Origin of the sequence: Streptomyces sp. NPDC088387 (genome assembly GCF_044753385.1) — a bacterium.
In the GTDB taxonomy this organism is placed as follows: Bacteria; Actinomycetota; Actinomycetes; order Streptomycetales; family Streptomycetaceae; genus Streptomyces.
On record NZ_JBIVNC010000007.1, the window covers coordinates 297773 to 320330 of the forward strand.

The 22558-nt window shown below is 71.4% G+C and carries 20 protein-coding genes; 4 read left to right on the plus strand and 16 right to left on the minus strand.

What is annotated here, in order from left to right:
* Position 1: 1 nt before the first annotated feature.
* From ACIQAC_RS20805 to ACIQAC_RS20830, 6 genes are all read right to left on the minus strand, one after another.
* Positions 2 to 1564, minus strand: coding sequence for a cytochrome P450 (locus ACIQAC_RS20805; RefSeq protein WP_402193128.1), 1563 nt, complete (start codon positions 1562 to 1564; stop codon positions 2 to 4).
* 67 nt (positions 1565 to 1631) lie between these two features.
* Complete coding sequence (locus ACIQAC_RS20810; protein WP_402193129.1) at positions 1632 to 2249, minus strand: GTP-binding protein; 618 nt, start codon at positions 2247 to 2249, stop codon at positions 1632 to 1634.
* Positions 2230 to 2664 (minus strand): DUF742 domain-containing protein, encoded by a 435-nt coding sequence (locus ACIQAC_RS20815; protein WP_402193130.1) that lies wholly within the window; start codon positions 2662 to 2664, stop codon positions 2230 to 2232. The genes ACIQAC_RS20810 and ACIQAC_RS20815 overlap by 20 nt, the downstream gene beginning before the upstream one ends.
* The gene (locus tag ACIQAC_RS20820) at positions 2661 to 3065 is read right to left on the minus strand and encodes a roadblock/LC7 domain-containing protein (RefSeq protein ID WP_402193131.1); all 405 of its coding nucleotides are present in this window, start codon (positions 3063 to 3065) and stop codon (positions 2661 to 2663) included. Before ACIQAC_RS20820 ends, ACIQAC_RS20815 begins: the two co-directional genes overlap by 4 nt.
* Positions 3062 to 4711, minus strand: coding sequence for an ATP-binding protein (locus ACIQAC_RS20825; RefSeq protein ID WP_402193132.1), 1650 nt, complete (start codon positions 4709 to 4711; stop codon positions 3062 to 3064). The genes ACIQAC_RS20820 and ACIQAC_RS20825 overlap by 4 nt, the downstream gene beginning before the upstream one ends.
* 365 nt (positions 4712 to 5076) lie before the next feature.
* On the minus strand, positions 5077 to 5706 hold the full coding sequence (locus ACIQAC_RS20830; RefSeq protein WP_402193133.1) for a TetR/AcrR family transcriptional regulator: 630 nt from the start codon (positions 5704 to 5706) through the stop codon (positions 5077 to 5079).
* Between the two features lie 260 nt (positions 5707 to 5966).
* On the opposite strand from ACIQAC_RS20830, the gene ACIQAC_RS20835 reads away from it, so the two are divergent.
* Genes ACIQAC_RS20835 through atzF form a run of 4 tightly spaced genes read left to right on the plus strand, consistent with a single transcriptional unit; the run spans position 5967 to position 12697 of the window.
* Positions 5967 to 6791: an urea amidolyase associated protein UAAP1 gene (locus ACIQAC_RS20835; protein ID WP_402193134.1), complete on the plus strand. Its 825-nt coding sequence runs from the start codon at positions 5967 to 5969 to the stop codon at positions 6789 to 6791.
* Positions 6788 to 7522, plus strand: a complete 735-nt coding sequence (locus tag ACIQAC_RS20840) for an urea amidolyase associated protein UAAP2 (RefSeq protein ID WP_402193135.1) — start codon at positions 6788 to 6790, stop codon at positions 7520 to 7522. The genes ACIQAC_RS20835 and ACIQAC_RS20840 overlap by 4 nt, the downstream gene beginning before the upstream one ends.
* Entirely contained in the window at positions 7519 to 11025 is a 3507-nt protein-coding gene (locus tag ACIQAC_RS20845; RefSeq protein WP_402193136.1) for a 5-oxoprolinase/urea amidolyase family protein, read from the plus strand. Before ACIQAC_RS20840 ends, ACIQAC_RS20845 begins: the two co-directional genes overlap by 4 nt.
* Positions 11026 to 11041: 16 nt before the next feature.
* Complete coding sequence (atzF, locus tag ACIQAC_RS20850) at positions 11042 to 12697, plus strand: allophanate hydrolase (protein WP_402193137.1); 1656 nt, start codon at positions 11042 to 11044, stop codon at positions 12695 to 12697.
* A gap of 109 nt (positions 12698 to 12806) precedes the next feature.
* Here the strand turns inward: atzF and ACIQAC_RS20855 are convergent, their stop codons facing one another.
* From ACIQAC_RS20855 to ACIQAC_RS20900, 10 genes are all read right to left on the minus strand, one after another.
* Positions 12807 to 15656, minus strand: coding sequence for a DEAD/DEAH box helicase (locus ACIQAC_RS20855; protein ID WP_402193138.1), 2850 nt, complete (start codon positions 15654 to 15656; stop codon positions 12807 to 12809).
* A 39-nt stretch (positions 15657 to 15695) separates the two neighbouring features.
* Positions 15696 to 16586 carry a diacylglycerol kinase gene (locus tag ACIQAC_RS20860; protein WP_402193139.1) on the minus strand — a complete coding sequence of 297 codons (891 nt, stop codon included), beginning with the start codon at positions 16584 to 16586 and terminating at the stop codon, positions 15696 to 15698.
* Between the two features lie 31 nt (positions 16587 to 16617).
* On the minus strand, positions 16618 to 17565 hold the full coding sequence (gene tatC, locus ACIQAC_RS20865; RefSeq protein ID WP_402193140.1) for a twin-arginine translocase subunit TatC: 948 nt from the start codon (positions 17563 to 17565) through the stop codon (positions 16618 to 16620).
* Between the two features lie 47 nt (positions 17566 to 17612).
* Positions 17613 to 17903 carry a Sec-independent protein translocase subunit TatA gene (gene tatA, locus ACIQAC_RS20870; RefSeq protein WP_402193141.1) on the minus strand — a complete coding sequence of 97 codons (291 nt, stop codon included), beginning with the start codon at positions 17901 to 17903 and terminating at the stop codon, positions 17613 to 17615.
* A 247-nt stretch (positions 17904 to 18150) separates the two neighbouring features.
* A complete protein-coding gene (locus tag ACIQAC_RS20875; protein ID WP_402193142.1) occupies positions 18151 to 18345 on the minus strand; it encodes a hypothetical protein in 195 nt (64 codons plus the stop codon).
* Positions 18346 to 18411: 66 nt separating this feature from the next.
* Positions 18412 to 18693 (minus strand): hypothetical protein, encoded by a 282-nt coding sequence (locus tag ACIQAC_RS20880; RefSeq protein ID WP_402193411.1) that lies wholly within the window; start codon positions 18691 to 18693, stop codon positions 18412 to 18414.
* Between the two features lie 143 nt (positions 18694 to 18836).
* A complete protein-coding gene (locus ACIQAC_RS20885; protein ID WP_402193143.1) occupies positions 18837 to 19862 on the minus strand; it encodes a helix-turn-helix transcriptional regulator in 1026 nt (341 codons plus the stop codon).
* A gap of 19 nt (positions 19863 to 19881) precedes the next feature.
* Entirely contained in the window at positions 19882 to 20835 is a 954-nt protein-coding gene (locus tag ACIQAC_RS20890) for a helix-turn-helix transcriptional regulator (protein WP_402193144.1), read from the minus strand.
* 189 nt (positions 20836 to 21024) lie between these two features.
* A complete protein-coding gene (locus tag ACIQAC_RS20895) occupies positions 21025 to 21396 on the minus strand; it encodes an FKBP-type peptidyl-prolyl cis-trans isomerase (RefSeq protein ID WP_402193145.1) in 372 nt (123 codons plus the stop codon).
* Positions 21397 to 21498: 102 nt separating this feature from the next.
* A complete protein-coding gene (locus tag ACIQAC_RS20900) occupies positions 21499 to 22500 on the minus strand; it encodes an FKBP-type peptidyl-prolyl cis-trans isomerase (RefSeq protein ID WP_402193146.1) in 1002 nt (333 codons plus the stop codon).
* Between the last annotated feature and the right edge of the window lie 58 nt (positions 22501 to 22558).

The following is a 22558-nucleotide window of genomic DNA, read 5'->3' on the forward strand; positions in this document are numbered from 1 at the left end:
CTCAGTAGCCCCGCCACCACCGGACCAGCCGCTGCCAGGCGCCCGGCCTGCGCTCCGGCTCCGGCTCGGGCGCCGCCACCCGCGCGGGCGGCGGCGCGGGGACCGGACGGGTCGTGGGCCGGAGTGTGGCGTTGGGCCGGAGTGCGGCGTTGGGCCGGAGTGCGGCGTTGGGCCGGAGTGTGGGGGTGGGCGCCGGCTCGGCGTCGCCGGAGACCTCCCAGTGGGAGCGGGCCGTGGGGACCTGCCGTACCACCGGCGGGGCCTGGATGTCCTGCGGGGACTTGGTGGCGAACTCGACCGGCATGGCCACCAGATGCCGGGACGCGATCGACTCGGTCCAGCGCAGGTCCTCCTCGGCGCACTCCAGCTCCACGTCGGGCAGCCGCATCAGCAGCGCGTCGACGCCGACGTCGGCGATGGCACGGCCGATGTCCTGCCCGGGGCACTCGTGCGGTCCGCCGCCGAAGGCGAGATGGGAACGGTTGCCCTGCATGTGCGCGGCCAGGTCGGGACGGACCCGCGGGTCGATGTTGCCGGGCGCCGGCGCGAACAGCAGTCCGTCGCCGCGCCGGATGCGCTTCCCGCCCAGCTCGGTGTCCTGCTTGGCGAAGTACGCGAACACCGTGCTGAACGGCGGCTCGTCCCACAGTGACTGCTCGACCGCCTCGGGTACGGTCATCTGCCCGCCGTTGAGCTGGGCGCGGAAGCGCGGGTCGGTGAGGACCATCCGCAGCACGCTGGAGAGCAGGTTGACGGTCGCCTCGTAGGAGGCGAGCAGCACCAGGCGCAAGTGCTCACGCACCTCGTCGTCGCTGAGTCCGGCGGGGTGGGTGATGAGGTAACTGGTGAAGTCCTCCTCCGGCTTCGCGCGGCGGCGCACGGTGAGCCGGCTCAGCGCGTCCATCACGAAGGCGTGGCTGGCGATCGCGGTCTCGGTGCCCTTGAGGGTGTCGCGGGCGGCCTGCACGAGCCGGTCGCTGTACTCGTCGGGCATGCCGAGGATCTCGCACATCACGGCCATCGGCAGGTGCTCGGTGAAGTCGCTGACCAGGTCGGCCCGGCCGACCTCGCAGAACCCGTTGACGAGCCGCTGGGTGTGCCGGTTGATGTGCCGGCGCAGGGACCTGTGGTCGATGGTCGACATGGCGCCGGTGACCGCGCCGCGCAGCCGCAGGTGTTCGTCGCCCTCGGCGTGCGAGGCGATGGGCTGCCAGGCGATGTGCGGCATCAGCGGGTGGTCGGGCTTGACCATGCCCTCCTGGAGCGGGGTCCAGATCCGGCTGTCGCGGGTGTACGTCGAGGGGCTGCGCACGATGTGCAGGTTCTCGGCGTGTCCGAGGACCACCCACATGGGGACGTCGTCGTGCAGCAGCACCGGCGCCACCGACCCGTGCTCGCTGCGGAGTTTCTCGTACAGGCCGCTCAGGTCCGCCGCGTCGACGCCGTACAGCCGGTGCAGTCCACCGGGGCCGAGGCCGGGTCCCGCACTGTGGGCGGGACAGCCCGGGGGCGGCGAGAGGGTGAGGTCGTCCGTATCGGTCGAGGAGTGGGGTTCAGGCGTCACGGTCGATGCTCCGAAGCTGATGGATCCGGTGTCCGGGGGGAGGTGGGGGTCGTTGTGCTGGGGCAGGTCAGAGGACGCCTGCCATGGCGAGCTTGTGCAGGAAGCGCATGAGGGTCATCAGGGTGTCCCGGCTGGAGGCCCGGCGGCGTGCGTCGCACTCCACGATGGGGACCTCCGGGGCGAGGTCGAGGGCGGTACGCAGCTGCTCGACGGGGTAGTGGGGCGCGTCCGGGAAGGTGTTGACGGCGACCACGAAGGGCACCCCGCGCTCTTCCAGGCGCCCCATGACGTCGTAGCTGACCTCCAGGCGGCGGGTGTCGATCAGGACCACCGCGCCGAGCGCGCCCTCGAACAGGCCGTTCCACAGGAACCAGAAGCGTTCCTGGCCGGGGGTGCCGAAGAGGTACAGCACCAGTTGCTCGGTGACGCTGATCCGGCCGAAGTCCATGGCGACGGTCGTGGCCGTCTTGGTGTCGGAGCCGAAGTTGTCGTCGACGCCGATACCGGCCTGGGTCATGGTCTCCTCGGTCGTCAGCGGCTTGATCTCGCTGACCGACCCGACCATGGTCGTCTTTCCGACGCCGAACCCGCCCACGATCACGATCTTCACCGCGGCCTGTGCCGTGTGCGGCAGATGGTCCTCGCTGCGTGGACCGGGGAGGGTGTCAGAGCTTTTGAAGTCCATGCATCACCGCTTCGAGGAGGGAACGGTCGGGGAGCGCCTGCCGGGTGATCGGGGCGCGCGCCTGCACCAGTTCGGCCGTCAGCATGTCGGTGAGCAGAACCGTCACCGCGCTGTACGGAAGACTGAGATAGGCCGACAGTTCGGCCACGGACAGAGGGGCGGCGCACAACCGCAGTACCGCCGCCTGCTCGGGGCCGGTGGAAGGCGGCGGATCGTCGGCGCGCGCCACGACCAACGTGACGAGATCGAGCCCCGCGCGGTCGCCGTCGGCGCCCCCGATGACGTAGAACCGCTCGGGGTTGCGGCGTTTGCCCTCCGGGGCGTTCTCCTCCTCGGCCGGTGGGGGCGGCGGCGGTGGCGGGGGTGGTGCGGGGGGGTTCTGGGGGTGGCGCCGCCGGCGTTTCGGAGGCGTCATACGGTCTGCCCGTTGCGCCTGGCCGGACTGGTCAGGTGGGCGCCGATCCGCACGACCAGGTCGCGCATACGGTTGCTCATCATGCCGGGCTCGCAGGTGATGTCGGAGAGCACCGCGAGATAGGCGTTGGCGCCGGCCGCCATCAGATAGAAGTAGCCGCGGTCGATCTCGATGACGATCAGGTTCATCTCGCCGTCGCTGCCCGGCAGTTCCTGCGCGACGGCGTTGGCGAGGCTCTGCATTCCGGCGCAGGCCGCGGCGACCCGGTCGGCGGCGTCGGGGTCGCCGGAGTAGCGGGCGAGCCGCAGCCCGTCGGCGGAGAGCACCACGATCATCTCGATGCCCGGCACACCGTCGTAGAGGTCCTTGAGCAGCCAGTCGAAGTTGGCGCGGTACGTCACTTGACGTCCCCTTCGTCATCGGCCTCTTTGCGGGCCGTGTCGTCGATCAGGTGGAGGTACTTGGTCGGGTTCCGCGTGAAGTCGGTCGGGTGCGTGCCGGGCGGCATGTCCTTCTTCAGCCCCTCCCAGAACGACTCGACCCAGGCGCCGGGCGCGACGAACGGCTCGGGCTCCGGCTCGGGTTCGGGCTCCGGTTCGATACCCGCCGCGATCCGGGCCTCGCGGGCCTCGCGCTCGGCCTTCTCCGCGGCCTCGGCGGCGTACTGGGCGCGGTACTGGGCCGTGATGCGCTCGGTGATCGGGATGGTGGAGCGGCTGCGGCGCTGCGGCAGTCCGTTGGCCGTCCACTCGGTGATCACGGGGACGTCGTCCTCCATGGAGACACCCGCCGGGATCTTCGGGCTTGTCGGACGCCGCTTCTTGGGCGGCCGGTTGGGGCCGGCGAGGGCCTCCGTGGTCACGGGGATGCCGGTGGCCCCGATGCCGTGCGCGAGGCCGACACCGCGCTCGTGGGTGAGCATGGCCATCGGCACGACGAGTACGGCGCGGACTCCGCCGTAGGCCGAGCTGCGCAGCGAGAGCTGCATGTCGTACTGCTTGCAGAGGCGGCCGACGACGGCGAGGCCGAGCCGCGGGCTGTCGCCGAGTTCCTGGAAGTCGACGCCCATCATGGCGGCCTCCAGCATGCCCTCGGCGCTGGCGCGGCTCTCCTCGCTGAGGCTTACGCCGCCGTCCTCGATCTCGATGGCCAGGCCGGTCTGCACCTCGGTGGCCGTGACGTGCACCTTGGTGTGCGGCGGCGAGTAGCGGGTGGCGTTGTCGAAGAGTTCGGCGCAGGCGTGGATGATCGGCTCGACGTAGATGCCCTGGGCGCTGATCCGGGCGATGCTGTTCAGCTGGATCCGGCGGTACTCCAGGATCCGGGACATGGCGCCGCGCAGGGTGCTGTACATCGAGACGGCCTCGGGCCACTGGCGGCTGGGGCGGCCGCCGCCGAGGACGGAGATGGAGTCGGCGAGCCGGCCGATGAGCGCGTTGCCGTGGTCCAGGCGCAGCAGGTCGTCGAAGACCTCGGGGTTGGTGCCGTGGTCCTCCTCCATCTCGCGGAGTTCGTTGGCCTGCTGGTGGGCGATGGCCTGGACGCGGCGCGCGACGTTGACGAAGGAGCGCTGCCCCGAGTCGCGGAGGTTCTCCTCCAGTTCGACGATCTTCAGCATGAGCCGGATCAGGTCGCGCTGGGACTCGGGGAGATACGCCCACTCGGGCTCGACGTCGCCCAGGTTGTTCATCACCTCAAGGATGGAATTGCCCTTGCGCATGAAGTCGATGGCGCCGGGGACGATGTCGTTGGCGAGTTCGAACATCTGCCGGTCGTTCTCGGCGAGCAGGGCTTCCAGATATGCGGTGTCGTGTTCGTAGTCGAGCCGCAGGTCGCGAATTGTGCGGCCGCGGCGGACCACCTCGGCGGCGGTGAGGATCACCAGCAGTGTGGCCAGGGCTCCGCACCAGCCGACCGCGACCCGGGCCGGCTGCGCCACCAGGGCGACGGCGGCGCCGGACGCCGCGGCCATCACTATGGCGGGCAGCAACAGCACACGCGCGTAGGGAAGTTCACGGCGTTCGGGAGGGGTCTGAACACTCACCATGTGGGCCCTCTGAAGCAGATCGGCTGGGATTCACGGGAAATTGCAGCACTGTGCACGGGGGACAGTCCGGGTCTTCGGGATTTTTGGGAACAGGCGCACGAATACACCTCAACTCGGTGCGCTGCGGGCGAGCTTAGTCCGACCGGATCATCGCCGTGTCATATTCGGCAAGCACCGGAAATGGGGCTCGCGACAGGAGTACCCTCGGCCCATTTACACGCTGAGCTGCCATTCGCACACGATGCGTGACGCCGGAAGGGTGTACGAAAAGCACTCACCGTGACGGGTGACGGGGCCTTCTCCGGGCGGTCCGGACGGGTCCCGACGCCGGCCGTATCCCGCACGCGGCCCGGCCGTTGAGTCGCTCAGCCGCCCGTGATCCGCAGCGCGGCGTCCGCCGTGGCATCCGCGAACGCCCTTGCCGGGCGCTCGGGTTCGGAGCGGTGCACAAGAATGACACCCTCGATCAACCCGAACACCAGGTCCGTCCGCAGCTCCAGCTCACTCTTCGCGAGCAGCCCGCCCGCGGGGGTGGCGGCGATCAACTGCCGGTAGGCGTCCTTGAGTTCGGCGCGTACGGCGTGGAATCCGGCGAACCGCTCGGTGCGGACCTCGGGCAGCAGATACAGCGCGCCGAGGTTGTGCGGACCGGCGCACAGCAGCTCCACGTCCGTACGGCACAGGCGCCACAGCCGGACCTCGGCGGGCACGGTGTCGTCGGCGAGCAGCTCGCGGGCGTACGCGAGCGACGGTGTGACCGTCGACTCCAGCAGCTCGGCGAGCAGCTCCTCCTTGCCGGAGACGTAGTGGTACATCGACGCCTGCCGCATCCCCGCGCGCTCGGCGACGGCCCGGGTGGAGGTGGCCGCGTATCCGCGAGTGGTGAACAACTCGGCGGCGGCGAGGAGCAGTTCGGCGCGCGGCTCCAGACCGCTGTCCGGCCGCTGTGCGGCCCGCGGTCTGCCGACCCGTCGTCCACCACCCGTTGTACCCATGTGTTCGATCGTCGCACAGGACGGCTCGGGGTGATCTCCGTGAGCGATCGGTAACCGCGCGGGAACACCGGGGCAACGCCCAGGACCCACCCCGCTCCTAATTTCTGTCGGGCGACAGAAATTACCGCGACGCGGTCCGGTCCGTCGCTGTCGGCGCCCGAACCGACACGCCGCGCCCCACGCTCCGCACCACACGCTCCGCACCTCGCACCTCACACCTCACACCCCGCAGTCCCAGCCCGCCCCCGGAGGTTCCCGCGATGGCGACTTCGACCACAGACGGGGCCCGCGCCCACGCGCGCGCCCAGGAAGGCGAGCGGGCCGACGCGATGCCCGTCGTCCCGGCCGCCGACTGGCCCGACCCGCCCGACGGGGCCGGTCCCCTGGTGTGGGCCGAGACCGTCGCGGGCGGCAACTACACACACCGCGTGCTGGCCCGCGGCACCGAACTGCGGCTCACCGACCCGCACGGCGACGCCTGCGCCCACCTGCTGCTGTATGTCGCCGACCGGCCCTGGGAGCGGCTCAACGTCGCCGACACGGTCAAGGTGCAGTGGAACGCGTACCTCGGCACGGGCGTGCTGCTCCTGTCCGACCAGGGCCGGGTCCTGGCGTCGCTCGTCGCCGACACCTCCGGCCGGCACGACGCCCTGTGCGGCACCTCCACCCTGGCCCGCAACACCGCCCGCTACGGCGACGGCACCCCGCAGTCCCCCTCCCCCGCCGGCCGCGAACTGTTCAAGCTGGCGGCGGCCAAGAACGGCCTCGGACCCCGCGACCTGCCGCCCTCGCTGTCGTTCTTCCAGGGCGTGGAGGTCGGGGCGGACGGCGCCCTGGACTTCACCGGCTCGGCGGGACCCGGCGCCAGTGTGACCCTGCGCGCCGAGCAGGACGTCACCGTACTGATCGCGAACGTGCCGCACCCGGCCGACCCGCGCCCCGAGTACGTCAGCACCCCGCTGGAGGTGCTGGCCTGGCGCGCCACCCCGACCGGCCCCGACGACCCGCTCCGGGACGCCACTCCCGAGGGCCGCCGCGCCTTCCTCAACACCACCGAGTTCCTCGCCGCGAGGGGGCTCGTATGACACACCAGGAGTCCGCCACGACCGCCACCGCCGGCCCGACCGCCACCGCCACCGCCGGGGTGACCGCCGCCGCCGCCACGCCCCCTGCCCCCGTCACCACCGTCGTCCCGCCCCGTGCCGCCTGGTCAGCGACCGTCCGCGCCGGCGAGACACTCACCATCACCGACCTGCACGGCAACCAGGCCGTCGACTTCCTCGTCTACGACGCCCGGGACACGTCCGTCCGCTACAGCGCGCCCGACACGATCCACGCGCAGGGCGGCATCTTCCTCACCACCGGCAGTGTGCTCCTCTCCAACGAGCACACCCCCCTGATGACGGTCCTCGCGGACGAGGTGGGCCGGCACGACACGGTCGGCGGCGCCTGCTCCAAGGAGTCCAACTCCCTGCGTTACGGCCACCACACCTGGTCCCAGCACGCCTGCGTCGACAACTTCCTCGCCGAGGGCGCCCGTTACGGGCTGGGCAAGCGCGACCTGGTCTCCAACATCAACTGGTACATGAACGTGCCCGTCGAGAAGGACGGCACCCTCGGCATCGTCGACGGCCTCTCGGCCCCCGGCCGCTCCCTCGTCCTGCGCGCCGAACGGGACGTCCTCGTCCTGGTCTCCAACTGCCCCCAGATCAACAACCCCTGCAACGGCTTCGAGCCCACGGCGGTGGAGATGACCGTCGGCGCCCCGGAGACCGGTGAAGCCATCACGGACCCCGCACCGGGAGCCGCGGCATGACCTACGACACCCTCCTCGTCGCCAACCGCGGAGAGATAGCCGTACGCGTCATCCGCACCGCCCGCGAACTCGGCCTGCGTACGGTCGCCGTGTACTCCGACCCCGACCGCTCGGCCCCGCACGTGCGGCTCGCCGACGAGGCGGTGCGGCTCGGTCCGGCGCCCGCGCGGGAGTCGTACCTCGACGCGGAACTGGTGCTGAAGGCCGCCGAGGACACCGGCGCGGGCGCGATCCACCCCGGCTACGGCTTCCTTTCCGAGGACGCGGCCTTCGCGCGCCGCTGCGAGGACGCCGGACTGGTGTTCGTCGGTCCGACGCCGGCGCAGCTGGAGCTGTTCGGCGCGAAGCACACCGCTCGGGCGGCGGCACGGGCGGCCGGCGTGCCACTTGCGCCGGGGACGGACCTGCTCGCCTCGCTCGACGAGGCACTCGCCGCGGCCACGGACATCGGCTATCCCGTGATGCTCAAGGCGACCGGCGGAGGCGGCGGCATCGGTATGTCGGCATGCCGCGACGCCGGTGAACTGACCCTGGCCTGGGAGCGTGTGCAGCGCGTCGCCGCCGCGTCCTTCTCCTCCGCCGGCGTCTTCCTGGAACGGCTCGTCGAGCGCGCCCGCCATGTCGAGGTGCAGGTCTTCGGCGACGGCGAGGGCCGGGTCGTCACCTTCGGCGACCGGGACTGCTCACTCCAGCGCCGCCACCAGAAGGTCGTCGAGGAGGCACCGGCCCCCGGCCTCCCGGATCACATCCGCACCCGGCTGACCAGCGCGGCCCGCGACCTGTGCGCGTCGGTCGGCTACCGCTCCGCCGGAACCGTCGAGTTCGTCTACGACGCCGTCCGCGAGGAGGCCTACTTCCTGGAGGTCAACACCCGCCTCCAGGTGGAACATCCGGTCACGGAGGAGACGTACGGCGTCGACCTCGTCGCCTGGATGCTGCGCCTCGCCCGCGGCGAACGTGACGTTGTCCGCGATCCCGGTCGGCCGCGCGGCCACGCCGTCGAGGCCCGCGTCTACGCCGAGGACCCGTCCCGCGACCACCGGCCCGGCGCGGGACTGCTGACCCGGGTGGAGTTCCCGCCGGGCGTACGCGTCGACGGCTGGGTGGAGACGGGCACCGAGGTGACCACGTCGTACGACCCGCTGCTCGCCAAGGTGATCGCGTACGGCCCCGACCGGGAGCGGGCGCTGGAGCGGCTGGACGCGGCGCTGGCCCGCACCCGTGTGGACGGCATCGAGACCAACCTCGGTCTGGTCCGCGCGGCCCTCGCCGACCCGGACTTCCGGCGCGCCGGCCACTCCACGGCCACCCTCGCCGGCGTCTGCGACCCGACGCCGCGCATCGAGGTCGTCTCGGCCGGCACCCTGACCACCGTCCAGGACTGGCCGGGCCGTACCGGCCACTGGCAGGTCGGTGTCCCGCCGAGCGGCCCGATGGACGACCGCTCCTTCCGGCTCGGCAACCGTGCCCTCGGCAACCAGGAGGGCGCCCCCGGACTGGAATGCACCCTGCGCGGCCCGGCCCTGCGCTTCACCCACGCCACGACCGTGTGCGTGACCGGCGCCCCGGCCCCGGTCACCGTCGACGGCACACGCGTGCCGCAGTGGGAGCCGGTGACGGTACCCGCCGGGTCCGTCCTGGAGACCGGTGCTCCGACCGGTCCCGGGCTGCGGACGTACGTCCTCGTCGCCGGCGGCCTCGACATCCCGCCGTTCCTCGGCAGCGCGAGCACCTTCACGCTGGGCCGGTTCGGCGGACACGGCGGACGGGCGCTGCGCACCGGTGACGTCCTGCACGGTGGCACGGTCACCGAGGGCACCGGGGTCACGGACCCGCCCGAGTTCAGCTCCGTCTGGCACATCGGTGCCGTCGAAGGGCCGCACGCGGCACCGGAGTTCTTCACCGAGGACGACATCCGCGACTTCTACGCCGCCGACTGGAAGGTGCACTTCAACTCGGCGCGGACCGGCGTACGGCTCGTCGGCCCCAAACCCCGCTGGGCGCGCGCCGACGGCGGCGAGGCCGGTCTGCATCCCTCCAACATCCACGACACCCCGTACTCCGTCGGTGCCGTCGACTACACCGGCGACATGCCCGTCCTGCTCGGCCCGGACGGCCCGTCCCTCGGCGGCTTCGTCTGCCCGGCGACCGTACTGAGCGGGGAACGCTGGAAACTCGGCCAGCTCCGGCCGGGCGACACGGTCCGCTTTGACCCCGTCCGCGAGGACGGCTCGCCCCGCCCGGAGATCGTCGACGGCGGTGTGCTGGCCCGCGACGGCGATGTCACCTTCCGCCGCAGCGGCGACGACAACCTGCTCGTCGAGTTCGGCCCCATGCAACTCGACCTCGCCCTGCGGATGCGCGTCCACGCACTGATGGAGGCGGTCGAGCGGGCGGACCTCGACGGCGTCACCGAACTCACCCCGGGCATCCGCTCACTCCAGATCCGCACGGACCCGGCCCGCGGTTCACAGCACGAACTCCTGCCCCTGATACGCCACTTGGCGGGCACCCTCCCACCCACCGACCAGTTGACCGTCCCCTCCCGCACGGTACGGCTGCCACTGTCCTGGGACGACCCGGCGACCCGTGAGGCCATCGCCCGCTACATGGCGGGCGTCCGCGACGACGCGCCCTGGTGCCCGTGGAACATCGAGTTCATCCGCCGCGTCAACGGCCTCGACTCGGTGGACGACGTGTACCGCACGGTCTTCGACGCCGAGTACCTGGTCCTGGGTCTCGGCGACGTCTACCTCGGCGCCCCGGTCGCCACCCCCCTGGACCCCCGCCATCGCCTGGTGACCACGAAGTACAACCCGGCCCGCACCTGGACCGCCGAGAACTCCGTCGGCATCGGCGGCGCCTATCTCTGCGTCTACGGCATGGAGGGTCCGGGCGGCTACCAGTTCGTGGGGCGTACGACCCAGGTGTGGTCGGGCTGGCAGCAGCGCGGCGCGTTCGAGCCGGGCTCCCCGTGGCTGCTGCGCTTCTTCGACCGCGTCCGCTGGTATCCGGTGGAGGCCGACGAACTCCTCGAACTCCGGGCCGACATCGTCTCCGGCCGCTTTGTGCCACAGATCGAGGAGGGCACGTTCTCGCTGGCGGAGTACGAGGATTTCCTCGCCGAACACGCCGAGTCCATCGGGGAGTTCAGGCTCCGGCAACGGGCGGCGTTCGCGACGGAGCGGGACGCGTGGGAGGCGGCCGGCGAGTTCGCGCGAGCGGAGTCGGAGGCGGCGCCGCCCACGCCGGCCGGCGAGGTGACCGTGCCGGAGGGCGGGCGGCTGGTCGAGGCCGAGTTCGCCGCCTCCGTCTGGCAGGTGAACATCGCGCCGGGCGACACGGTCGCGGCGGGACAGCCGCTGCTCGCCCTGGAGGCGATGAAGATGGAGTCACGGGTGCCCGCGCCGATGGCCGGCGTGGTGGCCGAGGTACTGGCCCGCCCCGGCGACCAGGTCGAGGCGGGAACGCCCCTGGTCGTCCTGGCCCCGGCCACGAGCTGAGCGCGAAGGAGCGAACATGTCCACCACCCTCGACCGGGTCCGTGCCGCGTACGACCGGATCACCGCCGTCGACCGCCCGGAGATCTGGATCGACCTGCGCCCCCGCACGGACGTCGAGACGGAGGCGGCGGCACTGGACGCCCGCGTGGCCGCCGGTGAACGCCTGCCCCTGGCCGGACGCCTGCTGGCCGTCAAGGGCAACATCGACGTGGCGGGACTGCCCACGACCGCGGGCTGTCCGTCGTACGCCTACCGGCCGGAGTCGGACGCCCCGGTGGTCGCCCGGCTGCGCGCGGCCGGTGCGCTGGTCCTGGGCACGACCAATCTGGACCAGTTCGCGACCGGCCTGGTGGGCACCCGCTCCCCGTACGGCGCGGTGCGCAATGCCCATGATCCGGCGCGGGTGAGCGGCGGTTCGAGCTCCGGCTCGGCCGTGGCCGTCGCGCTCGGCATCGCCGACCTCGCCCTCGGCACGGACACCGCGGGCTCGGGCCGGGTCCCGGCCGCCTTCAACGGCATCGTCGGCCTCAAGCCGACCCGCGGCCTGGTCCCGACCACGGGCGTGGTCCCGGCCTGCGCCTCGATCGACTGCGTGACGGTCTTCGCCCGCACCCTCGGAGAGGCGGAGACCGCCCTGTCCCACATGGCGGCCCCACCCGCCCGGGACCTCCCACCGACCCGGCCGCGCACCCCGGGCCCGTGGCGCATCGCCGTCCCTCCCCGCGAGCAGCTGGGCGAACTGGACGAGGGCTGGGCGGAGGCGTACGAGAGCGCGGTGGCCCGTCTGGAGTCGGCCGGCGCGGAGATCCGCACCCTCGACCTCTCCCCCTTCACCGAGGCCGCGTCCATGCTCTACGGCGGCGCGCTGGTCGCCGAACGCTACACGGCCGTAGGTGAGTTCATCGACAAGTCGCTCGCGGCAGACAGCGGGGACCTGGACCCGACCGTCGCCGGCATCATCACCCGGGCCCGCGACCTCCCGGCCCACCGTCTCTTCGCCGACCAGGCCCGGCTGGCCACCCTCCGCGCCGAGGCGCTCGCGGAACTCGCCGACGCGGACGCCCTGTTCCTCCCCACGGCCCCCGGCCACCCCACCCTCGCCCAGGTGGCGGCCGACCCACTGGGCAGCAACGCCCGCCTGGGCCGCTTCACCAACTCCACCAACCTGTTCGACCTGGCGGCTGCGGCGGTCCCCGCGGGAGAGGTACGGGGCCTCCCCTTCGGCGCGATGCTGATCGGCCGAGCCTTCACGGACAGCCGGCTGACCCAGATCGCCCACCTACTGGAACCCGAGGCAACCCTGGCGGTAGTAGGCGCCCACCTGACAGGCCAACCCCTGAACCCCCAACTCCTCGCATTGGGCGCCCGACTGACCCGCACAACAACAACGGCCCCGAAGTACCGCATGTACGCCCTGCAAACGAACCCCCGGAAGCCGGGCTTGGTACGGGTCCCAGAGGGCGGCGCACCCATCGAAACAGAGATCTGGCGTCTGCCCCAGGAGTCCCTGGGCCGCCTACTGACAGCCCTCCCCCACCCCATGACCCTGGGCAGAGTGGAACTTGCGGACGGCACAACACTGCCAGGCTTCCTCTGCGAACCAACAGCACTGAAGAACGCAGAGGACATCACGGCACATGGAGGCTGGCGCTCATATCTGAACAGGGGCTAGCGCAGCCCCCTAGGGGCGCGGGGAACTGCGCGACAAGCCACAACGCACCCGCACCCGCACTGGCACTGGCACTGGCACCCATCAACGCACCGCCGGCGCGAGCGCCCCGTCACCCGACCGACGAGTACGCCACAACCCCCCGCAACAACCCCTCCACCGCCTTACGCGCAGCCTTCCCCACGGTGGACCCGGCCGGCGCCGCCGCCTGGATCTGCCCCAGCACGTCAATCACCTGCTTGCACCACCGCACAAAGTCCCCGGCCGGCATCTCCGCCTCCCGAAGCACCTCGTCGAGCCCGGTCCCGGAGGCCCACATGTACGCGGCCCAGGCGAACCCGAGATCCGGCTCACGCTGCCCCACACCTTCGGTCTGGGTGATCCGGAAGTCCTCTTCCAGGGCGTCGAGACGCCCCCAGATCCGCACCATCTCCCCCAGCGCGGCCTTGGCCTTGCCGGACGGCACCTTGGGCGCCATCGCGTCGTCGCTGACCCGCGCCTCATACACCAGCGCGGAGACACACGCGGCGAGTTCGGCGGGGGCCAGGCCCTCCCAGACACCGGCGCGCAGGCACTCGCTGGCCAGCAGGTCGAGTTCGCCGTAGAGCCGGGCGAGTCGCTTGCCGTGCTCGGTGACCTCGTCGTCGCGCAGATAGTCCAGGTCGGTGAGGAGCGCGACGATCCGGTCGAAGGTGCGGGCGATCGTGTTGGTGCGCCCCTCGATCCGCCGCTCCAGCTGCGAGGTGTCCCGCAGCAGCCGGTAGTACCGCTCGGCCCAGCGGGCGTGGTCCTCACGGTCCTGGCAGCCGTGGCACGGGTGCGCGCGCAGCGCGCTGCGCAGGCGGGCGATCTCGCGGTCGTCGGCGGCCTGCGACCGCTGCTTGCGGTGCCGTTCGGCCGGGATGTGCCCGGCCTTGGTGCGCAGCGCGGACGCCAGATCGCGGCGGGACTGCGGTGAGCGGGGGTTGAACGACTTCGGGATCCGCATCCGCTCCAGGGCCTCGACGGGCACCGGGAAGTCGATCGAGGCGAGCCGCTTGACCTGCCGCTCGACGGTCAGCACCAGGGGCCGTGGCCCGTCGTGCGCCTCGAATCCACGGTGGCCGTTGGACCGGCCGGCGGGCAGACCGGGGTCGAGCACCAGGGCGAGCCCGGCGTACTTCCCGGTGGGGACGTGGATGACGTCGCCGGGCTTGAGCCGCTCCAGCGCGACGGCGGCGTCGGCGCGCCGCTGGGCCACGCCCTGGCGGGCCAACTCGGTCTCGCGGTCCTTGAGTTCGCGGCGCAGCCGCGCATACTCCTCGAAGTCGCCGAGGTGGCAGGTCATGGACTCCTTGTAGCCCTCGAGCCCTTCCTCGTTGCGCTGCACCTGTCGCGAGATCCCGACGACCGAGCGGTCGGCCTGGAACTGTGCGAAGGAGGTCTCCAGAAGTTCGCGCGAGCGGTGCCGGCCGAACTGCTCGACCAGGTTGACCGCCATGTTGTACGACGGCTTGAAGCTGGAGCGCAGCGGATAGGTCCGGGTGCCGGCGAGTCCGGCGAGGTGCTCGGGGCTCATCGCGCGCTGCCAGAGCACCACGGCGTGGCCCTCGACGTCGATGCCGCGCCGGCCGGCCCGGCCGGTGAGCTGGGTGTACTCGCCGGGGGTGATGTCGGCGTGCTGTTCGCCGTTCCACTTGACGAGCTTCTCCAGGACCACGGACCGCGCGGGCATGTTGATGCCGAGGGCGAGGGTCTCGGTGGCGAACACGGCCTTCACGAGGCCGCGCACGAACAGTTCCTCGACGACCTCCTTGAAGGTCGGGAGCATGCCGGCGTGGTGGGCGGCGATACCGCGCTCCAGGCCTTCCAGCCACTCGTAGTACCCCAGGACGTGCAGGTCCTCGTTGGGGATGGAGGCGGTGCGCTCCTCGACGAGTGCGCGGACCTTCGCGCGGGACTCGTCGTCGTTGAGTCTGAGTCCGGCGTGCAGGCACTGCTGGACGGCGGCCTCGCAGGCGGCGCGGCTGAAGATGAAGGTGATGGCGGGCAGCAGGCCCTCGTTGTCGAGGCGCTCGATGACCTCGGGGCGGCTGGGGATCCACACGCGCGAGCGCTGTCTGCGCTCCCGCTCGCGGTCGGCCTCGCGCATGGCGCGCCCGCGCTTGCGGTCCTGGTACGACGGCCGGCTCGCCTCCATGCGGGCCATTCGCGTCAGATCGGGGTTGACGGCCTTCTTCTGGCCCTCGCCCTCCTCGAACAGGTCGTACATCCGGCGTCCGGCGAGCACGTGCTGGAACAGCGGCACGGGCCGGTGCTCGGAGACGATCACCTCGGTGTCGCCGCGGACCGTGTCGAGCCAGTCGCCGAACTCCTCGGCGTTGGACACGGTCGCCGAGAGCGAGACCAGGGTCACCGACTCGGGCAGGTGGATGATCACTTCCTCCCACACGGCGCCGCGGAAGCGGTCGGAGAGGTAGTGCACCTCGTCCATGACCACATAGCCGAGGCCGAGGAGGGTCTGCGAGCCCGCGTACAGCATGTTCCGCAGCACCTCGGTGGTCATCACGACCACCGGGGCGTCGGCGTTGACGCTGTTGTCGCCGGTGAGCAGGCCTACCTTGTCCGCGCCGTAACGGCGGCACAGGTCGGCGTACTTCTGGTTCGACAGCGCCTTGATGGGTGTCGTGTAGAAGCACTTTCTGCCCTGGGTGAGGGCGAGGTGGACGGCGAACTCGCCGACGATCGTCTTGCCGGATCCGGTGGGGGCCGCGACCAGCACGCCCTTGCCGGACTCCAGTGCCTCGCAGGCCTCGATCTGGAAGGGGTCGAGGCCGAAGTCGTACATCTCGCGGAAGGGTGCGAGCGCGGTGGCCTGCTCGGCGTTGCGCCTGCGGGCTGCCGCATACCGCTCGGCAGGTGAGAGGTCCTCTGTCATCGTGCTTTCGAGCGTACCGGGCCGCACTGACAACAGGACGATCATTATCCGGATCGCCGCCGTGAATCCGGTGATCCGCGCAGCTCAGGGGGACAGGACCCGGAGCGCGCCGGGCACACAGCGCGCGGTCAGCGGCAGCGGTCCGAGCGGCTCCCCGTCGGCGTACCCGGTGAGCCCCTCGGCCACGACCTCGATCTTCGCGGCGCGGTGCACGGTGACCTTGGGGTGGTCGACGTGGGTGCCCCGGTACACGCGCGGGAACACCCGGACGAGCGTCGCGCGGCCGCAGTCCCCGACCACGGTGATGTCGAACAGTCCGTCGGCGGGGTCGGCGCCGGGACAGATCCGCATACCGCCGCCGTACGAGGATCCGTTGCCGACCGCGACGAGGGTCGCCTCGATCTCGCGGACGGCCCCGTCGTCCAGGGTGATCCGGTACGGGTAGGGCCGGAACGCGGCCAGTTCGGCGACCATCGCGAGGTCGTACTTGAGGCGGCCGGCGGGCCATCTCATGCGGTTGCCGCGGTCGTTGACACGGGAGTCGAAGCCGGTGGCGAGCACGGTGGCGAACCAGCGGTCGCCGACCCGGCCGAGGTCGATCGCGCGCAGCCGCTCCTCCTTGAGCGACTCTGCGATCAGGCGGCCCGCGGCGGCCGGGTCCCGTACGGGCAGGCCAAGGGTGCGGGCGAAGTCGTTGCCGGTGCCGACGGCGACGAGGCCGAGCGGGGTGCGGGTGCCGGCGACGGCCTGGAGGGCGAGGTTCGCCATGCCGTCGCCGCCGACGGCGACCAGGGCGCGGGTGCCGTCCGCGACGGCCGCGCGGGCGCGGGCCAGGGCGTCGGCGGCGTTCTCCCCGAGGACCGTACGGACCGGGAAGCCGGCGGCCCGCAACGCGGAAGCGGCCGGTTGCGCCGCGTGGGCGCCCCGGCCGCGACCCGCGGTGGGGTTGACGAAGAGGGTGATCTCGCCGGTCATTCCACAGACCCTACGAGGACCCCGGCGATCTTCAGGTCACGTCGTCATAACCGTTGACCCGCTCCGTGCCCGACTGCTCGGGCAGGGCCCGGCTGGCCGAGACGGGCTCGATCTCACCGATTCCGTCGGGGGTGAGGTCGAGGTCGGAGGCCTCGTCGTCGTCCGGTCCCTCGGCCTCGCGGCGGCGCCTGCGGCGGTCGTTGACCATCGAGATGGCCACGGCGGCGAAGTACAGGATCCAGATCGGCCCAGCGAGCATGATCATCGTCAGCGGGTCGGTGCTGGGGGTGGCGACGGCGGCGAAGACCGTGATGCCCATGATCATGGCGCGCCACCAGCCGAGCATGCGCCGGCCGGTGATGGCGCCGCTGAAGTTCAGCAGGACCAGCAGCAGGGGCAGTTCGAAGGAGAGGCCGAAGACGATGACCATGCGGGTGACGAGGTCGAGCAGATCGTCCAGCGGCAGCAGGTTGTCGACCTGGTACGGCGTGAACTCGATCAGGACCTTCGCCGTGGTGGGCAGCACCTTGTAGGCGAAGAAGGCGCCGACGAGGAAGAGCGGGAAGCCGGTGGCGACGAAGCCGTAGGCGTACTTCTTCTCGTGCCGGTGGAGTCCGGGCGCGACGAACGCCCACAGCTGGTAGAGCCAGACCGGCGAGGCCAGGACGACACCCGCCATGAGGGAGACCTTCAGGGCGAGCGTGAAGGGCGTCAGCAGACCGTTGATGGTGATCTGCGCGCAGGGCTGGGTCGAGTCCGAGTTCGCCAGGTCCTCGAACGACTGTGAGCAGCCGACCGATTCGAGGATCGGCTTGGTGAAGAAGTTGATGATGTCGTTGTAGAAGAAGGCGGCCACGACCGTGACGAGCACGATGGCCAGCAAGGCCTTCGCGAGCCGGTTGCGGAGCTCACGAAGATGTTCCGCGAGGGGCATCCGCCCCTCGGGATCCTTCTCCTGCTTGCGGGCAGACTTCAGCAACCCACGTTCCCATCTCGTGCAGCGGGCCGGAGGTCACCGGCCCTGCGTCAGCGCTTGGTGGAGTCCGTCGGCTCGGTGACCGGGCGCGAGCTGGTCACGTCGCCGGGCGAGGCCTGGATGATGCGCTGAGCCGGGGCGGCCTGCTCGTCCGTCTGCGGCGGGTCGGCGGGAGCGGTGCTCTTGCTGCCGTCGTCCTTCATGGCCTTGGCCTCGCTCTTGAGGATCCGCGCGGACTTGCCGAGCGAGCGCGCCATGTCCGGAAGCTTCTTCGCGCCGAACAGCAGGATGATGACGACGAGGATGAGAATGATCTCGGGGGCGCCGAGCCTTCCGAACATAAGTCTTTACCTTCTCACCGAGGCGGCTGGGTGGGGTGCTGGCCGGCCGGTCGGACACCAGTCCGACTGCCGTGTGCAGCGATCGTAACGCGCAGGGGTAAACGCCAAGCAATCCCCGTGCGTACTCCCGGTCCACGGTCCGCGCCTCGTCTGCGGGCCGCGATCAGCAGCGTACCTGCCGGATGTGGCCGGGTGACAGGGCGAAGCCGCCCAAATCGCGTGCGACGCGGGACTCAGGGAGCCGGGATCACAGGGATTCCGCGGAACGGGCGGTGTTCACGGACGCCCGCTCCAGTTCCTCGGCGGCACGGCCGATGCGCTGCGCGGAGTCCGAGACCTGCCGACCGAGGCGCTCCGCCTCGACGAACACGCGGACGGCGAGCACGCCGAGCACCACGATCCCCAGGAATCCCACCGCTACCGCGAACATCGCCCAGAACATGGGTCGAGCCTAGACGGTCCGGACTCCGGGGCCGGACGCGCGGGGCGTCGGAGGGCTGCCGGTGGCTCAGAGGGTCGAGTGGAGTCTGAGGGTGCTGACGCCGCCTCCGGTGAGCAGCTCCACGATCCGTTCGCCGGCCGGCTTGCGGACGGCGGTCCCGCAGTCGGGGCAGGTGAAGGAGTAGAACGTGGTGCGGCTGCTGCCGCCGATGGCCAGCCGCAGGGCGCTCGCGGCGAGCTCGAAGCGGCCCCGGCAGTCCGGGCAGCCCGCCCGGAACACCACAGGAGCCACATTCCTCATCCCGGCGAACGCGGAGGCCACCGTCATGCCCCGTGTCCCGGTCGACATCAACTCGCTCAAAGCCCCAGCTCCCCTTCGTGTCCTGCGCCCGCCGGCCCGGCCGCCCGGTGTCGCGGAGGCGAGCGGCACCCCGCCCCTGGGGGTCACGCCCGCCCACGGTCCCGCGGCCCGGCATCGGCGTGCCCCGCGGCTCACTCCTGCCCGTTGCCCACCGCACCCGCCGTCCGGCGCGCCTCGATGCCGTCGTACGCCGCCAGCGCCTCGCGCGCGGCCTGCCGGGCGCTGTCGGCCAGCTCCGGGGGCGCGACGATCCGGCCGTCGGCCCCGAGCCGCAGCGCCAGGCGTCTGAGCGACGCCGGGTCGGGGGTGCGCAGAGTGATACGCAGCCCGCCGTCGGGGAGTTCATCCGCACTGTCGTGCGGGTAGTACTCGGCGACCCAGCGCCCGCCGGGACCGACCTCGACCACGACCTCCGGGTCCTCGGCGGCGGGCTGGACGAGCCCCTCCGACAGATCGCGCAGCTCGACCTCGGGCGGCGCGGACGGCTCGTCGAGGACCTTGATCTCCGCGACCCGGTCGAGCCGGAAGGTGCGGCGCGCCTCGGAGCGGCGGCACCACGCCTCCACGTAGGTGTGACCGACGCTGACCAGCCGGATCGGGTCGATCTCGCGCTCGGTGAGCTCGTCGCGAGCGGGTGAGTAGTAGCGGATCCACAGCCGGCGCCGCTCGGAGATCGCGCGGTCGACGTCCGCGAAGACGCCGCCCTCGGACTCGAAGGTCACGGACAGCCGGGAGCTGGCGCCGGCCGCCTCACCGGCCGCGGTCTCCACCTTGGCGGTGGCCCGCAGCAGCGCCTGCCGGTCGCTCTCGCGCAGGCCGGGGAGGGTGGAGACGGCACGCGCGGCGACGAGCAGCGCGGTCGCCTCGTCGGCGGCCAGGCGCAGCGGTTCGGCCGCCTCCGCGCCGAGGGCGGCGGGGTTGTGCCACCAGATGCGCTCGCCGTCGGTGTCGATGTCGAGCAGATCGCCGCCGCGGAAGCTGGTGCCGCACATGGGCAGTACGTCGAGGTCGGAGACGAGCTCGTCCTCGGTGATGCCGAAGGCGCGGGCGACGTCCTCGATCCGGGCGCCCGGCCGCTCCTTGAGGTAGGTCACCAGCGAGAGCATCCGCCGGGTCTGGTCGATGGCGTTCACGGGTCTGATCGGTTTGCCGGCCACTGTTCTTCTCCGCTCCCCCTCAGCCCTTGGCCACGGCACGCAGCCGGTCCATCACATCGGCGCGCAGCTCGGCCGGCTCCAGGACCACCACGTCGGGCCCGAACTCCACCAGCCAGGCGTCCAGGCCATGACCGTACGGAATCTCCAACTCGTCCCAGCCGTCGCCGAGTTCCCGTACGGACGCGGCCTTCGCCCGCAGGGGGTAGCCGGCGCCCGAGCGCAGCCGGATGCGCGCGCTGCGGTCGGCGGTCTCACCGGCCCAGCCGGCCACGGTCTCGCGGACGGTGACGACATCGGGGACGGTCGCGGTGAACCGGCCGTTGCGGGCGCGCACCTTGCCGGTGATCCGCGACAGCCGGAAGACCCGCTCGGCGCTGCGGTCGCGGTCCCAGCCGGCCAGGTACCAGTGGCCGCGCCAGCACTCCAGCGCCCACGGTTCGACCTGCCGGGTCTCGGGGTGGGCGGCGGTGGCCTTGCGGTACTCGAAGGAGACGGGGCGCCGGTCGCGGCAGGCGAGCATCAGGGGCTCGAACGCGGCCTCGTGCACGGGGATCCGCGGTTCGAGGGCGCCGTGGGCCTCGTACGGGTCGACGTCCTCGGGCAGTCCCGCGGCGCGCAGTTTCTGGAGTGCGCCGCTGGCCGCGCCGGCCAGTCTGACCTGCTGCCACACCTTGGCGGCGAGTCCGAGGGCGGCGGCCTCCTCGGCGTCCAGCGTGATGGGCGGCAGCCGGTTGCTGTCACGGCGGGCGAGATAGCCGACGTCTCCGTCGAGGTTCTCCACGGTCTCGATGACCAGGCCCAGCTCGCGCAGATCGTCCTTGTCGCGCTCGAACATGCGGTTGAAGGAGTCGTCGCTGCCCGCTTCGAGATAGGCCTCGATGGACTCCCGAAGCTCCCGCTTGCTGAGCGGGCGCCGGGTCCCGAGCAGACACAACGCCAGGTTCATCAACCGCTCGGCCTTGGCAATGGCCATCGACGCCCTTCGCCTTCCCCTCTGGTGCTTCCGACCGATGAACCTACCGCTCCACAGTACGGCGGCAAAAGCCGAGGGCCCATGCCCGGACAGGCATGGACCCCAACCGATCAGGTCCGGTCGGACCGCGTACGACACCCGCACGACGATCAGACCACAACCGGATCCTTGATGATCGCGGTACGGCGATCAGACCCCGATCAGGTCGCAGACGAAGATCAGCGTCTCGCCCGGCTTGATCCGGCCACCGGCACCGCGGTCGCCGTAGGCCAGGTGCGGCGGGATGGTCAGCTGGCGGCGGCCGCCGACCTTCATGCCCTGCACACCCTGGTCCCAGCCGGCGATGACCTGACCGACACCGAGCTGGAACTGAAGCGGCGTGCCCCGGTTCCAGGACGCGTCGAACTCCTCGCCGGACGAGAAGGCCACGCCCACGTAGTGCACGGAGACGGTGTCGCCCGCCTTCGCCACCGGGCCGTCGCCCTCCCAGACGTCCTTGATCTCCAGGTCCTTGGGGGGCTCGCCGCCCGGGAAGTCGATCTCGGGCTTGTCGATGCTCACGTCTCGCTCCTGCGTGTTCTACGGAAACTCCAACGCGCCCAGTCTTTCATCCCGGCCGTGCCGGGGCGCGGGGACGGGTCGCGCACGGCGATCCGCGGCCGGCTACATCTTGGAGAGGATGTCCACCGAGAAGACCAGCACGGAGTCCTTCTCGATGCCGCTGCCGGCCGGCGGGCTGTCGCCGTAGCCCAGCGCCGGGGGGACCACGATGAGGACGCGGCTGCCGACCTTCTTGCCGGTCAGGCCCTCGGCCCAGCCCTTGACGACCTGCTGGAGGGAGAAGGACGTCAGCTGGCTGCGGCTGTAGGAGGAGTCGAACTCCTTGCCCGTGGCCCAGAGCACACCCTTGTACTGCACCAGCACGGAGTCCTCGGCGGCGACCACCTCGCCGTCGCCCTCGATGACGTAGTCCGCCACGAGCTTGGTCGGCGGGTCGGCCTTGGGGACCTCGATCGAGGGGGCCTTGCCGTCGGTGTTGGTGCCGACCTTGGGCAGGTCCGTGTTGTCCTGCGCGACGTTCTTCCCCTTGGCGGAGCTCTTGGCGTTGAACGCGGCCTGGATGTCGACGACGAAGACCAGGGTGTCCGTGCCCTTGATGCCCGCCTGCTCGTTGCCCTGCGAGCCGTAGCCCCAGGTGGGCGGGACGGCCATCTCCACCCGGCTGCCGACCTTCTTGCCCGCCAGGCCGTACCGCCAGCCGTCGATGATGGCGCCCGCGGCGAGCTGGATGACCAGCGGTGTCTTGCGGTCGTAGGAGTTGTCGAAGACCTTCGCCGTGTCCCAGACCTGGCCGAGGTAGTTCGCCTGGACGTAGTCGTTCTCCGCGACGGTGGTGCCGCCGCCGGCGATCACCGTCTTCACCGCGAGCTGCTCCGAGGGGTCGCCGCTGCCCTTCGCGATCGTCGGCTTCTCGTCGAACTTCGTGCCCGCCGTGATGGCCGGCAGCGGTCCGTCGACGATCTTCGGCGGCGGCGCCGCGGACGTCCCCGACGCCGAGGGCGACGCGCTGTCACTGGCCTTGCTCGAATCGGAGCCGTCGTCACCGCAGGCGGCGAGTGTGACCAGTCCAGCGGGAACGGCGATGAGAACGGAGCGTCGGCGCACGGTGAGGGCCTCGTAATCGGTCGATCTTGTGGGTTGCGTGCGCGCAACTCTACGACGT